The sequence below is a fragment of the Terriglobales bacterium genome (assembly GCA_035454605.1).
Taxonomy (GTDB): domain Bacteria; phylum Acidobacteriota; class Terriglobia; order Terriglobales; family Acidobacteriaceae; genus DATMAB01.
Map to the genome: position 1 here is coordinate 14,308 of DATIGQ010000004.1, position 17,142 is coordinate 31,449.

General features: G+C 63.7%; 17 protein-coding genes. 8 read left to right on the forward strand and 9 right to left on the reverse strand.

Going from position 1 to position 17,142, the window contains the following annotated elements; genetic code table 11:
• Positions 1-144: 144 nt before the first annotated feature.
• Entirely contained in the window at positions 145-1,014 is an 870-nt protein-coding gene (locus VLE48_00415) for an MEDS domain-containing protein (protein ID HSA91448.1), read from the reverse strand.
• 137 nt (positions 1,015-1,151) lie between these two features.
• Between VLE48_00415 and VLE48_00420 the strand changes: the two genes are divergently transcribed.
• Positions 1,152-1,496, forward strand: coding sequence for an STAS domain-containing protein (locus tag VLE48_00420; protein ID HSA91449.1), 345 nt, complete (start codon positions 1,152-1,154; stop codon positions 1,494-1,496).
• A gap of 113 nt (positions 1,497-1,609) precedes the next feature.
• Entirely contained in the window at positions 1,610-3,157 is a 1,548-nt protein-coding gene (locus VLE48_00425) for a Ppx/GppA phosphatase family protein (protein ID HSA91450.1), read from the forward strand.
• A 55-nt stretch (positions 3,158-3,212) separates the two neighbouring features.
• Here the strand turns inward: VLE48_00425 and sixA are convergent, their stop codons facing one another.
• The 3 genes from sixA to VLE48_00440 all read right to left on the reverse strand — a co-directional run bounded on the left by sixA (position 3,213) and on the right by VLE48_00440 (position 7,548).
• A complete protein-coding gene (sixA, locus tag VLE48_00430; GenBank protein HSA91451.1) occupies positions 3,213-3,743 on the reverse strand; it encodes a phosphohistidine phosphatase SixA in 531 nt (176 codons plus the stop codon).
• A 146-nt stretch (positions 3,744-3,889) separates the two neighbouring features.
• Entirely contained in the window at positions 3,890-6,010 is a 2,121-nt protein-coding gene (ppk1, locus tag VLE48_00435; GenBank protein ID HSA91452.1) for a polyphosphate kinase 1, read from the reverse strand.
• Between the two features lie 599 nt (positions 6,011-6,609).
• The gene (locus VLE48_00440) at positions 6,610-7,548 is read right to left on the reverse strand and encodes a CHAD domain-containing protein (GenBank protein ID HSA91453.1); all 939 of its coding nucleotides are present in this window, start codon (positions 7,546-7,548) and stop codon (positions 6,610-6,612) included.
• 128 nt (positions 7,549-7,676) lie between these two features.
• Between VLE48_00440 and VLE48_00445 the strand changes: the two genes are divergently transcribed.
• Positions 7,677-8,990 carry an alpha/beta fold hydrolase gene (locus tag VLE48_00445; protein ID HSA91454.1) on the forward strand — a complete coding sequence of 438 codons (1,314 nt, stop codon included), beginning with the start codon at positions 7,677-7,679 and terminating at the stop codon, positions 8,988-8,990.
• Positions 8,991-9,094: 104 nt separating this feature from the next.
• Here the strand turns inward: VLE48_00445 and VLE48_00450 are convergent, their stop codons facing one another.
• The 4 genes from VLE48_00450 to VLE48_00465 all read right to left on the reverse strand — a co-directional run bounded on the left by VLE48_00450 (position 9,095) and on the right by VLE48_00465 (position 12,172).
• Complete coding sequence (locus VLE48_00450; protein HSA91455.1) at positions 9,095-10,222, reverse strand: potassium channel family protein; 1,128 nt, start codon at positions 10,220-10,222, stop codon at positions 9,095-9,097.
• 20 nt (positions 10,223-10,242) lie between these two features.
• Entirely contained in the window at positions 10,243-10,719 is a 477-nt protein-coding gene (locus tag VLE48_00455; GenBank protein ID HSA91456.1) for a DUF4126 family protein, read from the reverse strand.
• Positions 10,720-10,782: 63 nt separating this feature from the next.
• Positions 10,783-11,706: an alpha/beta hydrolase gene (locus VLE48_00460; GenBank protein HSA91457.1), complete on the reverse strand. Its 924-nt coding sequence runs from the start codon at positions 11,704-11,706 to the stop codon at positions 10,783-10,785.
• A gap of 151 nt (positions 11,707-11,857) precedes the next feature.
• Positions 11,858-12,172, reverse strand: a complete 315-nt coding sequence (locus VLE48_00465) for a hypothetical protein (protein HSA91458.1) — start codon at positions 12,170-12,172, stop codon at positions 11,858-11,860.
• A gap of 232 nt (positions 12,173-12,404) precedes the next feature.
• Between VLE48_00465 and VLE48_00470 the strand changes: the two genes are divergently transcribed.
• The 5 genes from VLE48_00470 (at position 12,405) to VLE48_00490 (ending at position 16,147) form a co-directional block, all read left to right on the forward strand.
• The gene (locus VLE48_00470) at positions 12,405-12,956 is read left to right on the forward strand and encodes a sigma-70 family RNA polymerase sigma factor (GenBank protein ID HSA91459.1); all 552 of its coding nucleotides are present in this window, start codon (positions 12,405-12,407) and stop codon (positions 12,954-12,956) included.
• Positions 12,953-13,744, forward strand: coding sequence for an anti-sigma factor (locus VLE48_00475; GenBank protein ID HSA91460.1), 792 nt, complete (start codon positions 12,953-12,955; stop codon positions 13,742-13,744). Before VLE48_00470 ends, VLE48_00475 begins: the two co-directional genes overlap by 4 nt.
• Before the next feature lie 97 nt (positions 13,745-13,841).
• On the forward strand, positions 13,842-14,276 hold the full coding sequence (locus VLE48_00480) for a hypothetical protein (protein HSA91461.1): 435 nt from the start codon (positions 13,842-13,844) through the stop codon (positions 14,274-14,276).
• A gap of 67 nt (positions 14,277-14,343) precedes the next feature.
• On the forward strand, positions 14,344-15,363 hold the full coding sequence (locus tag VLE48_00485) for a TIGR03617 family F420-dependent LLM class oxidoreductase (GenBank protein ID HSA91462.1): 1,020 nt from the start codon (positions 14,344-14,346) through the stop codon (positions 15,361-15,363).
• 55 nt (positions 15,364-15,418) lie between these two features.
• Positions 15,419-16,147, forward strand: coding sequence for an MBL fold metallo-hydrolase (locus tag VLE48_00490; GenBank protein HSA91463.1), 729 nt, complete (start codon positions 15,419-15,421; stop codon positions 16,145-16,147).
• A gap of 102 nt (positions 16,148-16,249) precedes the next feature.
• On the opposite strand, the gene VLE48_00495 is transcribed toward VLE48_00490, so the two are convergent.
• Positions 16,250-17,142 (reverse strand): radical SAM protein (locus VLE48_00495; protein ID HSA91464.1); only part of this gene is annotated, 893 nt, incomplete at its 5' end.

The window sequence follows — 17,142 nt, forward strand, 5'->3', positions numbered from 1 at the left end:
ACCCCCTTTGTACAACGTTTTTGTTCCGAAGTGGAACTATTTTCCCGAATGTGAACAGTCATCGATGATTTGGAACGACAAGATTCCCAGCGGCGAGAATCCAAGACGTGGGTCGAGCGCTGTGAGCTCGGTTGGCCGATCGGCCTAGTGGATGTGGCGCGAGCCGGCGGAGTACGGCTGGGGAGCGTAGTAGGGGTTTTCGTGCACGCCTTCGGCGCAGACGGCCAGGCGGTGCTGCTCCAAACCGCCCTTGAGGATCATGCGGCCGGGCAGAGTACGCACGTCGTACATGCAGACCACGACGCAGGGGAAACCGGTGATGAGGGCGTCCACGCGGTTCTCCAGCTCGAGGACGTCGTTTTCACCCGCGGGCAGCGGATCGCGTCCCAGGCCGAGGTTGCCGAGGAAGCGGACGGCCTTGGAGCCGGCGTGCATAGCCGCATGCAGGACGTCGCCTATATCGGAGAGCGTCATCTCAGCCGCGGCCTGGCGGCGCAGGACGGTGAGTTCGCGGTTCTGGATGAGCTGGTCGGGATCGTAACCCTGAGCCCTCAGCGCCTTGAGCACTTTTTCCAGCGCCTCGTCATGGCCGAAGGCGATGCAGTGCTCGCCGCGGCCGAGGCCGGGTTGAAAGAAGCGCACGCCACGGTCGAAGTCCTGGTCGTTTTCCCAGAAATAGATGAGGTGAGAGCCGAGTGGAACGCGGTCGCCAGTAATACCGATGGGGATATCTTGCGGCGCGGGGACAACCTCGGACGAGGCGGAAGCCGCATGCTCCTGCAGGCGGCCGCGGAGACGGTCGGAGAACCCGGCGGGCAAGTCAAAGGACTTACCGTCGCCGACCAACTGCACCAGGTTGCGGGCGCCATCGAGCACGGCGCTGCAGCGCTTGCAGGCCTTGAAGTGGGCTTCCATGCGGAGACGCAGGGCGGCGTCAAGATCGTTTTCGACATAGTTCGAGATCTGGCGCCACACTTCCTCGCACGGGATCTCGACGACCGTGGGCCCGGGCATGGCGGGCATTATAGCCGAAGCCGCGTTGGTTCAAGGCACAGGAGGGAGAAGCAGCTGGCAGAAGCGCAGAGCGGTGTAACCCCTGAATTCACACTTTTTTAACACGGGAAGGGGCGCGCTCCGTTAGAATCCCGCGGATGCGTTCGGACTCCATTCGCATGGAATACTCGCGCGATCGGCTGGGCCGGGGTGTGCTGCGCCTCACTGGCCCGCTGACGCTCAACAACCTCTTCGGCTTTCAGAGAGAGGTCCGCGCCGATTCGTCGGTTTTGCTGATCATCGAATTCAGCGGCGTCCCGTACATCGATTCGGCTGGACTGGGCGCGCTGATCGGCGCCCAGGTGTCACGCCAAAAGGACGGGCGCCAGTTGGTGCTGGCGGGAGTGACCGACCGCGTGCTCAGCACGCTGCGCATGACCAACGTGGAACAATTCTTCACCATCGTGCCGGGCCTCGAGGACACGGAAAGCAGCGCGTCGTAGCCTTCACCTCCCAGGTGTCAGGTCTGGAACCCGAGGTTGGAACTTCCGGTTCTGATGCCGCCCGCGCTTCTTTTTCCTTCTTCCTTTTTCCTTTTTCCTTCACACTGTCGGCCATGCCGGTTTTTGCGGCGGTCGATATCGGCTCGAACTCAGTGCGGCTGAAGATCGCGCGCCTGGCGCGGCGGCGGCTGCAACCGCTGCACGAAGACCGCGAGGTCACGCGGCTGGGTGAATCGGTGTTCGCCGCCGGCCTGCTGGCGCCGCAAGCCATGTCGCAGACGGTGAAGGTGCTGGAGCGTTTCCATCGCGCGGTGCAGAAGCACGGCGCGGATGCGGTGCGAGTAGTGGCCACCAGCGCCCTGCGCGACGCGCGCAACGCCCAGGCCTTCAGCGATTGGGTGCACTCGACCACCGGCTGGCGCGTGGACATCATCTCCGGCCTGGATGAGGCGCGCCTGATCCACCTGGGCATCCTGGCCAGCCTGCGGCTCCCGGAAGCGCCGGTTCTGCTCGTCGACCTGGGTGGAGGAAGTTGCGAGCTGACGGTTTCCGCGCGCGGGCATATCCGCGAGACGGTGAGCCTGCCGCTGGGCGCGGTGCGGCTGACGCGCGAGTTCCTGGAACACGATCCGCCGAAGAAGTACGAAATGGAGCGCCTGCGAGAGTTCATCGCTGAAGAAGTGGCGCGCAACGCACAAGGGGTAGCGGCTTCGCGGCCGCGGCAGGTGATCGCGACCTCGGGGACGGCGGCGGCGATCGCGGGCTACATCGCTTCGCGCAAGCGCGAGGGCGAAGGCCGCGGAAGGAGAAAAGAGCGGCGGGTGGTGGTTTCCCGCGCGGCAGCGGCCAAGCTGGCCAAGAAGCTGGCCAAGATGAGCCTGGATGAGCGCATGCATCTGCAGGGTATCGGGCCGCGGCGGGCGGAGATCATTGTGGCGGGAGCGACCGTCTTCGCCGAAGTCATGCAGCGCTGCGAGTTGCGCTCGTTCCGCTACTCGCCGCTGGGGCTGCGCGACGGAGTGCTGGCGGAAATGGCGGCCAACTACGACCGGCGCAGCCGCTCGCGCCAGCAGATCGAGAGCGATCGCCGGGACGCGCTGCTGCGCGCGGGCGAGCACTACCAGGTGGACATGCCGCACGCCCGCAAGGTGCGCGAGCTGGCCATGGAGTTGTTCCGTTTTCTGCGACAGGTGCACCGCCTGCCCCCCGAGTACGAAGAATGGCTTTCGGCGGCTGCCATGCTGCACGAAGTGGGCAACTTCATGAACCGCGCCGGGCGTTGGCGCCACAGCTACTACATCATCGCGCACTCAGAGATTTTCGGGTTCACGCCGGGACAACGACGGATCATCGCGGCGATTGCACGCTACCTGGGCAAGTCGAAGCCGGCGTCCGGGGACCGCATCGTGAAAGTGCTGGGCCCGGCGGACCGCGTGCGTCTGCCCAAGGCGGTCTGCCTCATGCGCCTGGCCGCGGCGCTCAATCAGGGACGCCGCGACGCGGTCACCAGCCTGGCCGCCCAGGTGAAGAATGGGCGCGTGTCGCTGCGGCTGAAGGCGCGGCGGCGCACCGGCGCCGACCTTGAGTTATGGGCGCTGGGGAAAGAGCGCGGATACTTTCGCGAGGTCTTCGGGCGGGAACTGGAAGCGAAGCTTTTGTAGGCTTGCTGTCACCCGGGCACCCAAACACCGGGGCGCAGACTGAGGCCAAATCCACCTATTTCGTCTTCTTCTTGGGGCGGGAAGCCGAAGCCAGGCTTTCCTGAACCGCGCGCGCCAGCTTGGGTGTGAGCACCCAGTGGAGCAGGGCGCCGCGACGGTCCGCTTCGACCTTGGCGACCGCACCCTTCTTCAAATCGAAGGCAGATTCGGCGGAAGCGCCGCCCAGGAGGCGTCCCAGGAACTCGCTCAGATTCGGGTTGTGGCCGACGACCATGATGGCCTCGGCGCGTTCGTGGCGGCCCAGCAGCTCGCGGAACTGGGCGAAGGTGGCCTCGGGGCGGAGGGCGTCGTCGAGGATGAGCCGGCCTTCGTGTCCCAGTTCATTGGCCACCAGGGAGGCCGTCTGCGAGGCCCGCTTCAGCGGGCTGGAAACCACGGCGTCCACGTGCGCGTCCATGGCGGCCAAAGAGCGGCCCACCAAGCTGCACTGCTCGACGCCCGAGTCGTCCAGAGCGCGCTTCTCATCCTTGACGGGATCGTTCTTGCGCTGGCCAGCGCTGGCGTGACGCACGAAGTAGACGATCATTCTGAGGCCTATTTAAGCAGGAGAAGGTTACAGCAAGATGAACAGATGGTAAACGATGACCGTGCGACAAGCGATAAGCCAGACGCGCGGCGACCCCACCTCTGCGCCGAAGGCACGGGCGAAGACATGGGGCACCGTCAGCACTGTCAGCTTTTGCGGACGCGGCTGCGCCGGCGTGCGGGGCGCGGAAGTTTCTCCAGTTCCATGCGGCCTTCGGCCACGCCGATGAGGAACTCTTGCGCGCTCAAGCCGCCGCGAACGGGTTGGGGCGGACGTACGTAGCTGCCGTCGGGACGCAGCAAGCGGGACTTGAGCGTGTCCGCCAGGTAGGCTTCCAGGATTTCCTGCTTGACGCGCTGGCGGAGCAGGGCATCGTGCAGCGGGAAAGTGACCTCGACGCGCTCGTACAGGTTGCGGGGCATCCAGTCGGCGCTACTGAGATAAACCTCCTCCTCGCCGCCATTGGCGAAATAGAAGATCCGGCTGTGCTCAAGGAAGCGGCCCACGACGGAGCGGACGCGGATATGGTCGCTGACTCCCCGCACGCCGGGACGCAGGGCACACATGCCGCGCACGATCAGATCGATCTCCACTCCGGCCTGCGAGGCGCGGTAGAGAGCCTGGATGATGTTCTTGTCGAGCAGCGCGTTCATCTTGGCGATGATGCGCGCGGGACGGCCGGCGCGGGCGTGCTCGGCTTCGCGGGCTATCAGCCCCAGGGACTTTTCGGCCAGGTCGAGCGGAGCGACGTGCAGCGGCTCGTACTCGGAACGCTCGGCATAGGCCGTCAGGAAGTTGAACACTCCGTGCACCGCCGTGGTGACCTCTTCCTGCGCCGTGAACAGGCTCATATCGGTATAGAAGCGCGCGGTCACCTGGTTGTAGTTGCCGGTGCCGAGATGGGCGTAGCGGCGGGTCTCGCCATCCGGATCGCGACGGACCAGCAGGGCCAGCTTGCAATGGGTCTTCAGGCCCACCAAGCCGTGAAAGACTTGCACCCCGGCATCCTCGAGGCTGCGCGCCCAGCGGATGTTGGAGGCTTCGTCGAAGCGCGCCTTGAGCTCCACGACTACGGTGACTTCCTTTTCCTGCGCGGCTTCCATCAGCGCCTGCACGACGGGTGAATCCTCGCTGATGCGGTAGAGAGTCTGCTTGATGGAGAGGACGCGCGGATCTTCGGCCGCTGCCTGGATGAAACGAACCACGGCGTCGTAGGAATCGAAAGGGTGGTGCAGCAGGACGTCGTGGCGGCGCAGTTCCTCAAACAGGTCGCGGGACTTGGCGGTCAACCGGAGCTCGCGTGGCGTGAAGGGACGGAATTTCAGCTCCGGCCGCTGAATCTCGTCATAGATGGCCATCAGCCGGGAGAGGTTCAGGGGGCCGTCGACGGGATAGACCTGCCAGTTCTCCAGGTCGAAAGTAGTGCGCAGGCGCTCGACGATCTGCGGGTCGGCCTCGGATTCGATCTCCAGGCGTACGGCATCCCCCTTGCGCCGGTTGTGCAGCTCGGTGCGCACGGTATCGAGCAGGCTGCGCGCTTCTTCTTCCTGCAGGTAGAGGTTGGAGTTGCGGGTAACGCGGAAGGCGGCGGCGGAGACAATATCGTAGCCGCGGTACATGTCAGCGGCGTGAAAAGCGACCAGATCGGCCAGGAAAATGTAGTCGTCCGAGGAACCGCTGGAGGGCAGCCGCACCAGGCGCGGCAGCACGCGCGGCACGGTGACTACGCCCATGTAGGCTGCGGCGGCGCGGCGGCGACGCTTGAGCAGGAACGCCAGACAGAGCGCCTTGTTGATGACGCGCGGGAACGGATGCGCCGGATCCACAGTGATAGGCGTGAGCAGGGGGTCGAGTTCGCGCTCGCAGTACTCGGTGACGAAGGCCAGCTGATCGCTATCGAGCTGGTCGAGTCCGAGGACGCGGATGCCCTGCTCCGCCAGCGCGGATCGCAACTGGTGATTCCAGCAACGATACTGGGCATCTACAAATTCGTGGGTCTGGCGGGCAAGCAGGTCCCGTTCTTCGAACGGCGGCGTGCCATCGGGGCCCGCTTCACCATGGCCGTCTTCAATGCGCTGCAGCAGGGAGGCCAGGCGCACTTCGACGAACTCGTCCAGGTTGCTGGCGGTGATGGCCAGGAACTTCAGCCGCTCGAGCAGCGGGTTGCGAGCGTCTTCGGCTTCCTCCAGCACACGCCGGTTGAACGCCAGCCAGGAGGACTCGCGGTTGAGGTAAAACGCTGAACTTTCCAGAGATGCCCGGGTCATACAAAAGGCGGGGGGAACGTCTCTAGTATGCCTGAGCGCAGGGAGCGGAACAAGAGCGCCCAGGAGTAATATAAGTTGTTTTGTGTCAGCAGGTTACCATCGTATTGTCTCAGTTTGATTAGAATGCCGTTGGGGGTGGAGCCATGGGCAATGAAGCAAGTCGTGAGCCAGCGCGGGACCCGCAGGATTTGGAGCGGCTGTTGGTTTCCCGAGAGAGAGCGGGAGACGTCGACGGGATGGCGGACCTCTACGAGGCTCATGCAGTTGTTGACTACGGTGACGGTCGGTTGATTACAGGCAGGGAGGCAATTCGAGCGTATTACGCCGGGCTCGTGGCGATGGGTCGGAAATTTGATTTCGGAGATCAACGCCCGGCCGTTATGAGTGGAGATTTGGCACTCACATCAACTCGCCTACCGGATGGCAGCGTAACCGCAGAGATTGCCCGCCGACAAGACGACGGGACATGGCGATGGGTCGTCGATCAGTTCTCCATAGCGTAGCGCGGCGCGATGTGGACAGCATCCCATTTAGGAGCACGAGATTGGGGAATTTGATGACTTGGCAATTCAAGAATCCCCGATCACAAAACGGCCTCGCTACGCGCTGGCTTCAGAGGAAAGAATCGAGGCTGGTGGCTGCTCGCTGCGGCTGGGCTTGGGTTGCTCAGGAGAGATGGGCTCGCCCGGGCCGCCGCGTCCACCCAGCGCTTTATGCATTTCCAGCAGGTTGCGCTTGATATCGGAGGCGGAGCGCAGGGCGCGCATGAAGCGGGCGCGCGTGAGATTGCGCAGGGCGGAGAGCAGGGGTGATTCGCCGCCGTCGGCGAACAACTCCTCGGCCTTCTGCGTGAGAACGAGCCAGTCATGCCACTCGCCGATGGCGTCCTGCATGCGCTTGAGTTCCTTCACCATGCGCTTGGCCTGGGGGTCGTCGCCGGCCATCTCTGCCAGATAACGGACGCGTTTGCCGCGGGTGCGAAACTCGTGCAGATTGGCCTCGGTGAGCGGGCCGGTCTCGCGCACCAGGCGGGCAAAGGCGCGCAAGGCCATAGGGAGCGGCTCCAGCGCAGCGCGGCGGCTCGCGCGGGCCGGCGGATCGGATGCAACCGCGGGATCCTCTGGCGGCGCCACTACGTACTGCGCCCGCCGCAACTGGCGGCGCAGCTTGCGCAAGGAGTCGTCGTCGAGCGCGCCGATGAGCTTGCGCTCGCGGCGGGCGCGCTCGGCAGCCAAGTGGTCCATGAGCTGGGTCTTGCGAGCGGCGTCACGACCGATCTTCACCGTGCGCAGCGCAGCCATCTGCACGTCCGTGTCGCGGACCCGGCCGGCGCGGCGGCGCAACCGGCGAAGTCGCTTGGCCAGCTTCGGCTGGGCGGACCCGGCGTGATCGGCATGGGCCTCAAGCAGCGCTTCCAGGCGTCTGGCAGTGGTGCGGATCTGGTGCACCGTCTCCACTTGGGGCTTCTTGCTGGCACGGCCCACAAGGCGGCTGAGGCGCCTGAACAGCAGCCGGCTGCGCTCGTAATCCACAGGCATCAGGGAGGCCTTCCGGAGAAGGAGACAACCATACCGGAAGGAGAGGGAAAACTCAAACGGTCGGGCAAATGGAGCGGCAGCCAGGAACCGCCGCGGAAGTCCTCTACACTAGAGGCACTGAGGTGCGGATGATGAAAAAGGCGAAGAGTGCCGGCCTGAGCGCCTTTCTGCTTTGTCTCCTGGTGATACCCTCCTGGGCCGCCGTGGACCCGATTGAAGGGCATTGGGAGGGTGCGCTGGTTCGAGAAGGCGCGGAGCTAGCGGTCAGCTTTGACTTCCTGGGCGCAGGTTCGGAACTCAAGGCTAGCTTCAACTCTCCGACCCAGCGTGCGATGGGGATACCGTTGCGAAACGTGCGTTATGCTGCGCCGAAGGTTCACTTTGAGTTGGTTGGTGACGCTACGACCATCGTCTTTGACGGCGCGTTGACGTCGGATGCTATGGCTGGACAGTTTCAGGAAGGTACTGCAACCGGCACATTCTCTTTACGGCGCGTTGAAGCCAAGGCGGCAAGTTTCCAGCAGGAGGAAATCAGCTTCCAAAACGGAGATGTCACGCTCTCCGGCACCCTTCTGCTTCCGCTCACCCAAGAGCCACATCCGGCGGTTGTTTTTCTACATGGCTCCGGCCCTGAGGGCCGCTTCGCATCACGCTTTCTTGCTGAACACTTCGCGGGCTATGGCATTGCGTCTCTTATCTACGATAAGCGAGGTGTCGGCAAGTCGATGGGCAATTGGAAGCAATCCGACTTTGACGATCTCGCCGGAGACGCAATCGCCGGCATCCGCTTCCTCCTGCAACGGAAGGAAATCAACCCTCAGGAGATCGGGCTTTACGGGCACAGTCAGGGAGGAATGATCGCGCCCCTGGTTTCGTCCCGCTCGAAGGAGGTGGCGTTCGTAATCAGCGGCGCGGGTAGCGCCGTCCCTTTGTATGAGGCGGAGGTAAACAGCATCACCAACCAAGTGCGCGCCCAGGGCATCTCCGGCGCCGAACTGGACGAAGCAGCGGTCTTTATCAGGCTGTTTGTCCAGGTCCTGCGAACCGGCCAAGGCTGGGAGCAGTTCGATACTTCCACTGAAAAGGCTCGCAATGAGAGGTGGTATCCCATGCTCCATGTACCGTCGCGAGATAGCTGGTTCTGGGCGTATTACCGGCGCATCGCGGACTACAATGCGGCGGATTATTGGGAGAAGGTCAATGTTCCGGCGCTAGTGATCTATGGAGAGCGGGATCGCCTGGTTCCGGTCGCACAAAGCGTCACCAACATAGATCGGGCGCTGAACAAGGCAAAGAATCGAGACTACACGATACTCATTCTTCCACGAGCCTCCCACGCCTTCAACGTCGAGCCAGAGCCCGGGCAGCCCTTCGAATGGTGGCGCATGGCTCCGGGATTCCCAGATCTGCTAACGGCATGGATTCACCAACGGATGAAATAGCAAGCGGGATTCTCAAGGGGCAGAGGGTCCCTGACCTGGGGCTTTGACCATCGTAGGACCCGCCACATCAGCAGGGACGGAGTGCTCGACTAAGAATGAAGGAGTTAGGCGTGCTCGTCGTCGTCCGGCGGGGCGCAACTGCGGGGCGAAGGCGCGGAGCGCTCCCAGGCGCTGGTCTGCCAGTTGTCTTTTTTGGCTGGGGGAGGCGCCCAGGGAGGAAGTGACAACCGGAGGTATCCAGCCAAAGCGGTGACATAGGGTTCGTACATGGCGTGCAGGCGAGCCAGGTCATCAAGGGTGGGCCGGCGACGCCCGGCGGCTTCCTCGGTCCACCCCAGGAGCTGACGCAAGCGCTCCCAATCTTCCTGCGTCAGGCGGGAACTGGAAAGCTGTTGCGGCGCAGTAGCGAAGACCTGTGCCAGGTCCACCACCGCGTGCCGGGCCATGGCGAAGGTGAGCCGTGCCTGCCGCTCCAGCGACCCGGTTTCCCACACCATCACCAGCGCGCTGGCGTCGAGGATGGCTGTCAAAGCGGCGAGCCAGCTCTGATTGTCGTGCTGCGAGCGGAAGTAGGCCAGCACGGGGTAGGAGAGATGACTCTCCATCAGCTCGGCAGACCAGCGCTCCCACTCGTGCAGGAGCCGGCGCAGTTCCTCCTCTTCATGGTCTTCACGGTGACGGCGGAGCAATTCGGCGGCGGTGGGAGGAGAGCCAGCGCGAGCATCGAGCAGGGAGATATTGACCTCCCGGCGGGAGAACGCTCCGTAGAGCACCGGCAGGTACCCGAGCACCAAGGCGAGAAAACCGAAGCCGGTGCCGGATTCGAGCACCGCCAACGTGCGGCCGGTGGCGTCGAGCGGTACGACATCGCCGAATCCCAGGGTGAAGAAGGTGCTTCCGCTCAGGTAGAGATAGGTGGAAAAAGTCTCCGAACCGGGATTCAGCGACGACTTGAGTGCCCACTGCACGAGGCCGAATCCGAGAATCAACCCGACGGCCCAGAGCGCGAACAGGACCAGCAGGGAGAGCGGGCCGAAGAAACTCAGCAGCGTTTCGCGGCGGCGCCTGGGAGCGAGTGCGGCGAGTGCAAACCAGATGTGCCAGGAGGTCCGATAGAAGAGCCGGGTCAACCGGAAACGGCGGGAGACGCGGCGAGGAAGAATGACGGTTTCGAACGCGTCCCAGAGCACTACGGCATTGAGTACGACTCCGCCGATGAAGGCCAGCCCCATAGCCGGGAGGTCAGGAGTGCTTATCGCGCGAGGACGAAGAAGTATGCCAGACCCATGGCCACCAAGTCCTCCAGAACGGCAATGAATGCGTCCTTCACCTTGAGGGCGCTCACCAGGCGGGTGCGGGCCTGGTATCCGGCGAAGGCGCCGAAGACTCCGCCGATGCCTCCCAGAGCCGCCCCCTGCAGCAGGGGCTGCCCGCCTGACACGCAAAGGCATGCGCCCGCCAGTGCTCCCATCACGATGCGCGCAATCAAGGGCGCGGGTGCAGTGCGCTTCGGAGTCTTGGGGAGCAGGTCGTTCACAAGTTCACCGACCGCGGCCAGAGAGAAGATCGCCACAGCAATGGGCGAGCCCATGAAGGAAAGAGGAGAACCGGCAAGGTTCAGCCATCCCAGCCGGGCGGCCCAACTGACAGCCGCGGGAGCCGTGAGGGCGCGCAGGCCGGCGACCACTCCGATGCCGAAGGCAAGAACCAGAGCGAGATTCGGATTCATAGATGGCCTCCCTTTCTCTTTAGTGCTGCAACGCCCTGCGCGATAGGACCTTCTCCAACCGGATCAGTCTTTGAGAAAAGAGAGCAGTTTGGGAATGACCTGATCGGGGGCCTCTTCCATGAGCCAGTGGCCCGATCCATTGACCACGACGCCCTCGACGTTCACAGCGACCAGGCGGCCTTGCTGGATAAGGAATTCTCCGGACGCCTTTTCGCCGGTCAGCACCAGCATGGGCATGGTGAGCCTAGTATGCGCGAAGCGGGCGAAGTCCTCCGCATCCTGCGAAAAAGCATGAAACACCTCAAACCCCGCCCGCATGGCGCCGGGTTGCGCATAGGCTGCGGCGTAGAAGCGGCGATCCGCCTCGGGCACGGAATGTTTGGGATCGGCGGCAAAGTCATCCCAGAAATGTTCGAGATAGATGCGCTCGCGGCCCGCGACCAGCCTGAGGGGCGTCTTCCCATAAAAATGGAAGTGCCACAGGTCGCGCAACAGCCATACGCTCTTCCAATCGCCAACACCGGGAAGGAAGGCATCGAGCAATGCGATCCGCCGGACCTCGGCGGGATACTGCGCCGCATAGGCGTAGGCGACCATCAGTCCGATATCGTGGCCAACCAGCTGGACGTGGTTGTAGCCCAGGGAGGCAGCCAAGGCATGGACGTCCTGCGCCATGGTCTTCTTGTTGTAGCCGCTCTCCGGCTTGGAAGACTGGCCGAAGCCGCGCAGATCCGGGGCAATCACGGTATGCGTTTTGGCCAGTTCCGCCATCAGCGGCCGCCACATGCGGCTGGTTTGGGCGTAGCCGTGCAGAAGGATCACAGGCTCGCCCTTGCCGGCGAACAGGTAGTGGATCCGTATGCCGTTGACCTTCGCGAAGCGGTCCTGGATGGTGCGCGGAGGCTGGTTCTGGGCGGAACTTGTGGCGCTCAACGCCAGCAGGGAAAGCGCAAGCAAGCTGAGCAGCTGGCGCGGGACAGCGTTCATGCCACTCTCCTCACAACCAATGTTGGCTCCGGGCGATATGTGAAGCGATCAGGCAGCGTAGCGACGGATTCAAAACAGCAAGAGCCGCAGGCTCCGCCCCGAAGCCTGCGGCCTTCGACGCTCCACAAAGAAGCAATGATTGCGGGGCGCTTTACATCATGGCCACGGTGTCTACGGTGAGCTTGTCGTCCTCCACCGAGCCCGTGACTTTCACCTTGTGGCCTTCATGGCCGGCCAGCTTGTCGGGGTTGGCGATCTCCAGCAGCTTCTTGTCGGAGTCGTTGACGAGCACCATCTTCGATCCATTGGAAATGCACTTTTTGGCGCACTCGGCGGAATGGCCTTCCTTGGCGCCGCACATGGAGTCGCTCACCGTGCCGGTCCATTCCCCCTTCTTGGCATCGCCCGCCAGGGTCATGCCGGCAAACAACACCACTACGCTCACTAGAGCAATCAGCTTCTTCATCGCACGCTCTCCTTGGGATGGCAACTTCGAGGCCCAAGATTGTACCGCGATTCCGGAGCCCGAAGTTTGGTTGTGACAGGAAACGATTGCTGCTAAGGTAGGCCGCGGTTCGGCCGGCGGCCCACCCGGCTGTCTTTCACGGTACGTGAGACGCCGGGCGCCGGATTGCGGTTGCCCGAGAAAACCGGGGCCGTGGCTGGGCCGTACTCCAGGAGAAGCAGCAGACACCGGCGTGCCGGGTGCGAAGGCACAACCAGACCTGACGGATGCGGCGCTCGTCGCCCGGGTGCGCAGCAGTGGCGACCAATCCGCCATGGCGGAACTGTACGACCGCTACTCGCGGGTCGTGTACGCGGTGGCGCTGCGAGTGTTGGGGGATACGGCCGCGGCCGAGGACGTGTTGCAGGACGTCTTCATGCAACTGTGGCGCAATCCGGGGATGTTCGACGCCAGCCGGGGTACGATGACAGCGTGGCTGGCGGTGATTGCGCGCCACAAGGCTATCGACCAGCACCGCAAGCGGCGCCCGCAAGATGATCTGAGCGATGTCGTGCTCTCCGTCGAGGCCGACCTGGACGATGCCACCGAGCGCAACCGGGCGATGGAGAAGGTCCGCGGAGTGCTGGGGGGCCTGCCCGCCGAACAACGCCGGGCGCTGGAGATGGCTTTCTTCGACGGGCTGACGCACACCGAAATCGCCGCCCAGTTGGGCGAGCCGCTGGGCACGGTGAAAACACGCATTCGCACGGCGCTCGTGGCGCTGCGAAAGGCTCTGGCCGCATGACGACGCACGAACAATTCGCCGACGACCTGGCTCTCTATGCGCTCGGGGCGCTGGAGGGCGAGGAGCGCGCGGCGCTGGAGCGCCATGTGGCCGAGTGCTCCGCCTGCCGCCAGGAACTGGAGCGGCTGCGTGGCGACGCGGCGCTTCTGGCCCTGACCGCCTCTGGTCCCGCGCCTCCGGAGCGGGCCCGCCAGCGACTGCTGGCGGCCATCGCGCAGGAACCGCGCTCGCACCTGGTGCGACTGAAGCGCCCCTGGTGGACGCTGGCCCCGGTGTTCGCCACGATCGTCATGGTGTTGTTCGGCATCCTGCTGTGGCGGGACAACGTGCAGGTTCGGCGGAAACTTAGGTACGCGAGGATTCATCTGGAGGAGCAGCGCGTCGAGCTGGAACAGCGGCGCACCGAGCTGGCGGAAGCGCGGCGCATCGCCGATGTCCTGACGGCGCCGGACGCGGCTCAGTTCACGCTGGTTGACACTAGGTCGAAGGCGCAACCCCAAGGCAAGGCGATTTATCTGCAATCGCAGGGCACGCTGGTATTCGTGGCCAGCAACTTCGCGCCCGTGCCGCCGGGCAAGGCTTATGAGTTGTGGCTGGTGCCGGCCAGCGGCCAGCCCCCGATTCCGGCCGGAGTGTTCAAGCCCGATGCACGCGGCAGCGCGCTGATGGCCGGGCCTCCACTGCCCCCAGGAGTCGAGGCCAAGGCATTCGCCATCACGCTGGAGCCAGAACAGGGTTCAGCCACACCCACCATGCCCATCATCATGCTGGGGGCGGCGGGAATGTAGGAGCGCTTTCCGCTGACTGCTGAGTGCTGAATGCTTCCTTCAGACGTACCAACCTAGTTGATAGCGCCCGCCGTGTTCCTGTTGTAGCTTGGCGGACGTGTCCACCAACACCATGGAGCGATTGACGGTCACGCAAGTGCAGGCGGAGGTGGAACGTTTCTGGAACGCGTTCACCTCGAAGTCGGCGGCACTATTGACGCAGTTCTACGGACCCGAGTCCACGGTGTTCGGCTCGGCGTCGCTGCGCTCTGAGCCGGGACGCCTGGCCGCCGCACGCCGTCAGCGCGAGTACTTCCATCCCCAAGCCAGCATCCGCGTACAACTGGGGCCGATCGAGGTCACCATGCTGGGCGAGAGCGTCGCCGTGGCCAGCTACACCTTCCAGTTCCGCGCCGAGCGCATCGCCGGCGCCTTGGGCAAGACGGTGTCGGAAGAGATACGCAACGGACGCGCCACCCAGATCTTCGCGTTAGACGACGCCGGCACCCTGCGCATCGTGCATGAACATTTGTCGACGGTGGAAAAGGGTTAGCCTTCTCGATCTGCGTTCCGCCGAAGTCCGCTCGTAATCCGTTAGAATCCGCGCAGGAGAATCGCACATGGTGCTCGACGTCGCGCTGCGCGACTACGACCTGCAGAATGTCCCCGAGCAGGCGCGTAGGGCGGAGGCCGCCGGCTACGATTGCCTGTGGACGCAAGAGACGCAGCACGACCCCTTCCTGCCCTTGGCGGTGGCGGCTGCCGTGACCTCTTCCATCAAGCTGGGAACGTCGATTGCCGTGGCGTTTGCGCGCAGTCCCATGGTGACGGCCTATACCGCCTGGGACATTCAGAAGGCGTCGCAGGGACGATTGATCCTGGGACTGGGGTCGCAGGTGAAGGCGCACAACCAGCGGCGGTTCTCGGTGAAGTTCGAGTCGCCGGGACCGAAGTTGCGCGAAGTGGTGGTGGCGCTGCGCGCCATTTGGGAATGCTGGCAGCAAGGAACGCCGCTGCGTTTCCAGGGCCAGTTCTACCAGTTCGACCTGATGACGCCATTTTTCAACCCCGGTCCCATCGCCCACCCCGACATTCCCATTTTCATCGCGGGCGTGAACCGCCACATGTGTCGCGTGGCAGGCGAGGTTTGCAACGGCCTGCACGTCCATCCCTTCCACACGCCCAAGTACCTCCGCGAGTACGTGCACGCGGCGGTAGAGGAAGGACTGCGCCTCTCAGGCCGACCACGTCAGAGTTTTACCTTGGCGACGGCCAGCTTCGTGGTGGTGGGCGACACCGAGCAGGAGCGTGCCCGGAACACGGAAGCGGTACGGCAGCAGATCGCGTTTTACGCCTCCACCCGGACTTACGCGCCGGTGTTGGAGACGCACGGCTGGGAAGGCATCATGCCGGAACTGCACCGCAAATCGCTCGAAGGGGACTGGAAGGGAATGGCGCGTCTGATCACCGATGAGATGCTCGATACCATCGCGGTGAGCGGGACCTACGAGACCATCGGCCCGAAGCTGCGCGAACGCTATCGCGGATTGCTGGACCGCCTGGCGCTCTACCAGCCCTACGAGACTTCCGTAGACGACGCGCGCCTGACTGCGCTGGCGAGAGAGTTCCATAAACGATAGTCTGAAGGCCGAGCCCAAATACAAGGGTTTCTGGGCCATCCAATGAGGAGGCGGCATGGCTGTCTGTACTGAGATTGCGCCGGACATTTTTCGCATCTCTATTTTCGCTGCATGGGGTGACCTGCAGTTCAACCACTTCCTGGTGAAGGACGAGGAGCCGCTGCTGTTTCACACCGGCCTGCGGGGAATGCACGCGGAGATTCGTGAGGCGGTCTCGAAGCTCATCAACCTCTCGGATTTGCGGCACATCAGCTTCAGCCACTTCGAGTCGGATGAGTGCGGCTCGCTCAACGAGTGGCTGGCCGTGGCTCCCAAGGCGGAAGTGATCTGCAGCCAGGTCGGCGCGATGGTGAGCGTGAACGACTTCATTGGCCGCGAGTCACGCGCCCTGGCGGACGGTGAAACCTTCTCCACCGGAAAGTATCGCTTCCGCTATTGCCAGACGCCCCACCTGCCGCACGGCTGGGACGCCGGTGTGCTCTTCGAGGAGACGCAGAAGACGTTGCTGTGTTCGGACCTGTTCCATCAGACCGGCGACGTGGAACCGCTCACATCTTCCGACGTGGTCGGACGTTCGCAGCAGGCGATGAAGGAGTATCAAGCGGGAGTTCTTGCGGATTATGTTCCCTATACACCGCTCACGGAGCAGAACCTGAAGAAACTCGCCGACCTTAAGCCCAAGACCCTCGCCATCATGCACGGCTCCAGCTTCACAGGCGACTGCTCGCGCGCCTTGGACGAGCTGAACGTTGCCTTCCGCGAGGTCTTCGGCAGGCAGAAATAGCGACGAACCGAAGCGCTGGAAACGGTGGGGCAAGGGGGAAGTAGCTGCACTGCCGGCCAGCGGAAGCGCTCCATGCTCTGTAAGAGCGGTCTCTCTATTCTTTCAGCTCGGGTGTGGTTCGTAGTCGCAGAAGGGATCCGAGGCCAGCGGGTTTCCGGTGGCTCCATAGGCCCGAGCGCGCGATCCGCCGCACAGCGCTTTGTACTCACAGATTCCGCAGCGGCCTTCGAACTGGGCGGGGTCGTGCAGGGATCGGAAGACCGGCGCGTTCCGGTAAATATCGGCAATACGATCCTTACGAACGTTGCCCGCCACCAGGGGCAGGAATCCGGCCGGACAGATATCCCCGGTATTCGACACGAAGACGATGCCGTGTCCGTCCCGGATTCCGAAGCTGCGGTAGGTCTTGCTGCGCTTGATCTCCTCCCCGCTCATTCCCTCGGCACGCATCCGCTCGAGGGCCACGCGGCGGAATGAGGGGGCCTCGGTGGTGGCGACGATAAAGGGCGCGGTTTGCGAGATCTCGAGAATCCAGCCCATCAATTTCTCGCCCTCTGGGGGAGAGAGGGCCTGCAGCACTTTGCCGCGGCCGACCGAGATGAGGAAAAACAGGCTCCAGCGGCTGACCGCGTAAAGCTTCAGGATGTCGTAAATGGCGGGTATGTCACTGGCGGTCTCCTCCGCTACGAGCGTGTTCACCTGCAAAGGAAATTCCAGTTCCTGGGCCCATTGGATTGCCTGCAACGTGCGTTCAAAGGTGCCGGGAACGCCGCGGATGGAGTCGTGCCGAGCCGCCGTAGAACCGTCCAGGCTCAGCCCCAGGCCTTCCACTTGGTGTTCTTTCAGCCGCACGAGCACGTCCCGGGTGAGGGCGGCGGTGGCGGCTGGCGTGATGGACACCCCGATCCCAAGCCGGCGCGCCTCGTCGATCAATTCGTAGAGGTCCTTCCGATCCAGCGGGTCGCCTCCGGTCAGGATCAACTGCGGCAGCGGGT

Excerpts from the sequence above, each read along its gene's own strand:
- VLE48_00455 (HSA91456.1), bottom strand. The coding sequence starts at position 10,719 with ATGAATCCGAATCTCGCTCTGGTTCTTGCCTTCGGCATCGGAGTGGTC.
- VLE48_00460 (HSA91457.1), bottom strand. The coding sequence starts at position 11,706 with ATGAACGCTGTCCCGCGCCAGCTGCTCAGCTTGCTTGCGCTTTCCCTG.
- VLE48_00440 (HSA91453.1), bottom strand. The coding sequence starts at position 7,548 with ATGCCTGTGGATTACGAGCGCAGCCGGCTGCTGTTCAGGCGCCTCAGC.
- VLE48_00475 (HSA91460.1), top strand. The coding sequence starts at position 12,953 with ATGACGACGCACGAACAATTCGCCGACGACCTGGCTCTCTATGCGCTC.
- VLE48_00445 (HSA91454.1), top strand. The coding sequence starts at position 7,677 with ATGATGAAAAAGGCGAAGAGTGCCGGCCTGAGCGCCTTTCTGCTTTGT.
- VLE48_00415 (HSA91448.1), bottom strand. The coding sequence starts at position 1,014 with ATGCCCGGGCCCACGGTCGTCGAGATCCCGTGCGAGGAAGTGTGGCGC.
- VLE48_00425 (HSA91450.1), top strand. The coding sequence starts at position 1,610 with ATGCCGGTTTTTGCGGCGGTCGATATCGGCTCGAACTCAGTGCGGCTG.
- VLE48_00485 (HSA91462.1), top strand. The coding sequence starts at position 14,344 with ATGGTGCTCGACGTCGCGCTGCGCGACTACGACCTGCAGAATGTCCCC.
- sixA (HSA91451.1), bottom strand. The coding sequence starts at position 3,743 with ATGATCGTCTACTTCGTGCGTCACGCCAGCGCTGGCCAGCGCAAGAAC.
- VLE48_00465 (HSA91458.1), bottom strand. The coding sequence starts at position 12,172 with ATGAAGAAGCTGATTGCTCTAGTGAGCGTAGTGGTGTTGTTTGCCGGC.
- ppk1 (HSA91452.1), bottom strand. The coding sequence starts at position 6,010 with ATGACCCGGGCATCTCTGGAAAGTTCAGCGTTTTACCTCAACCGCGAG.
- VLE48_00420 (HSA91449.1), top strand. The coding sequence starts at position 1,152 with ATGCGTTCGGACTCCATTCGCATGGAATACTCGCGCGATCGGCTGGGC.
- VLE48_00490 (HSA91463.1), top strand. The coding sequence starts at position 15,419 with ATGGCTGTCTGTACTGAGATTGCGCCGGACATTTTTCGCATCTCTATT.
- VLE48_00450 (HSA91455.1), bottom strand. The coding sequence starts at position 10,222 with ATGGGGCTGGCCTTCATCGGCGGAGTCGTACTCAATGCCGTAGTGCTC.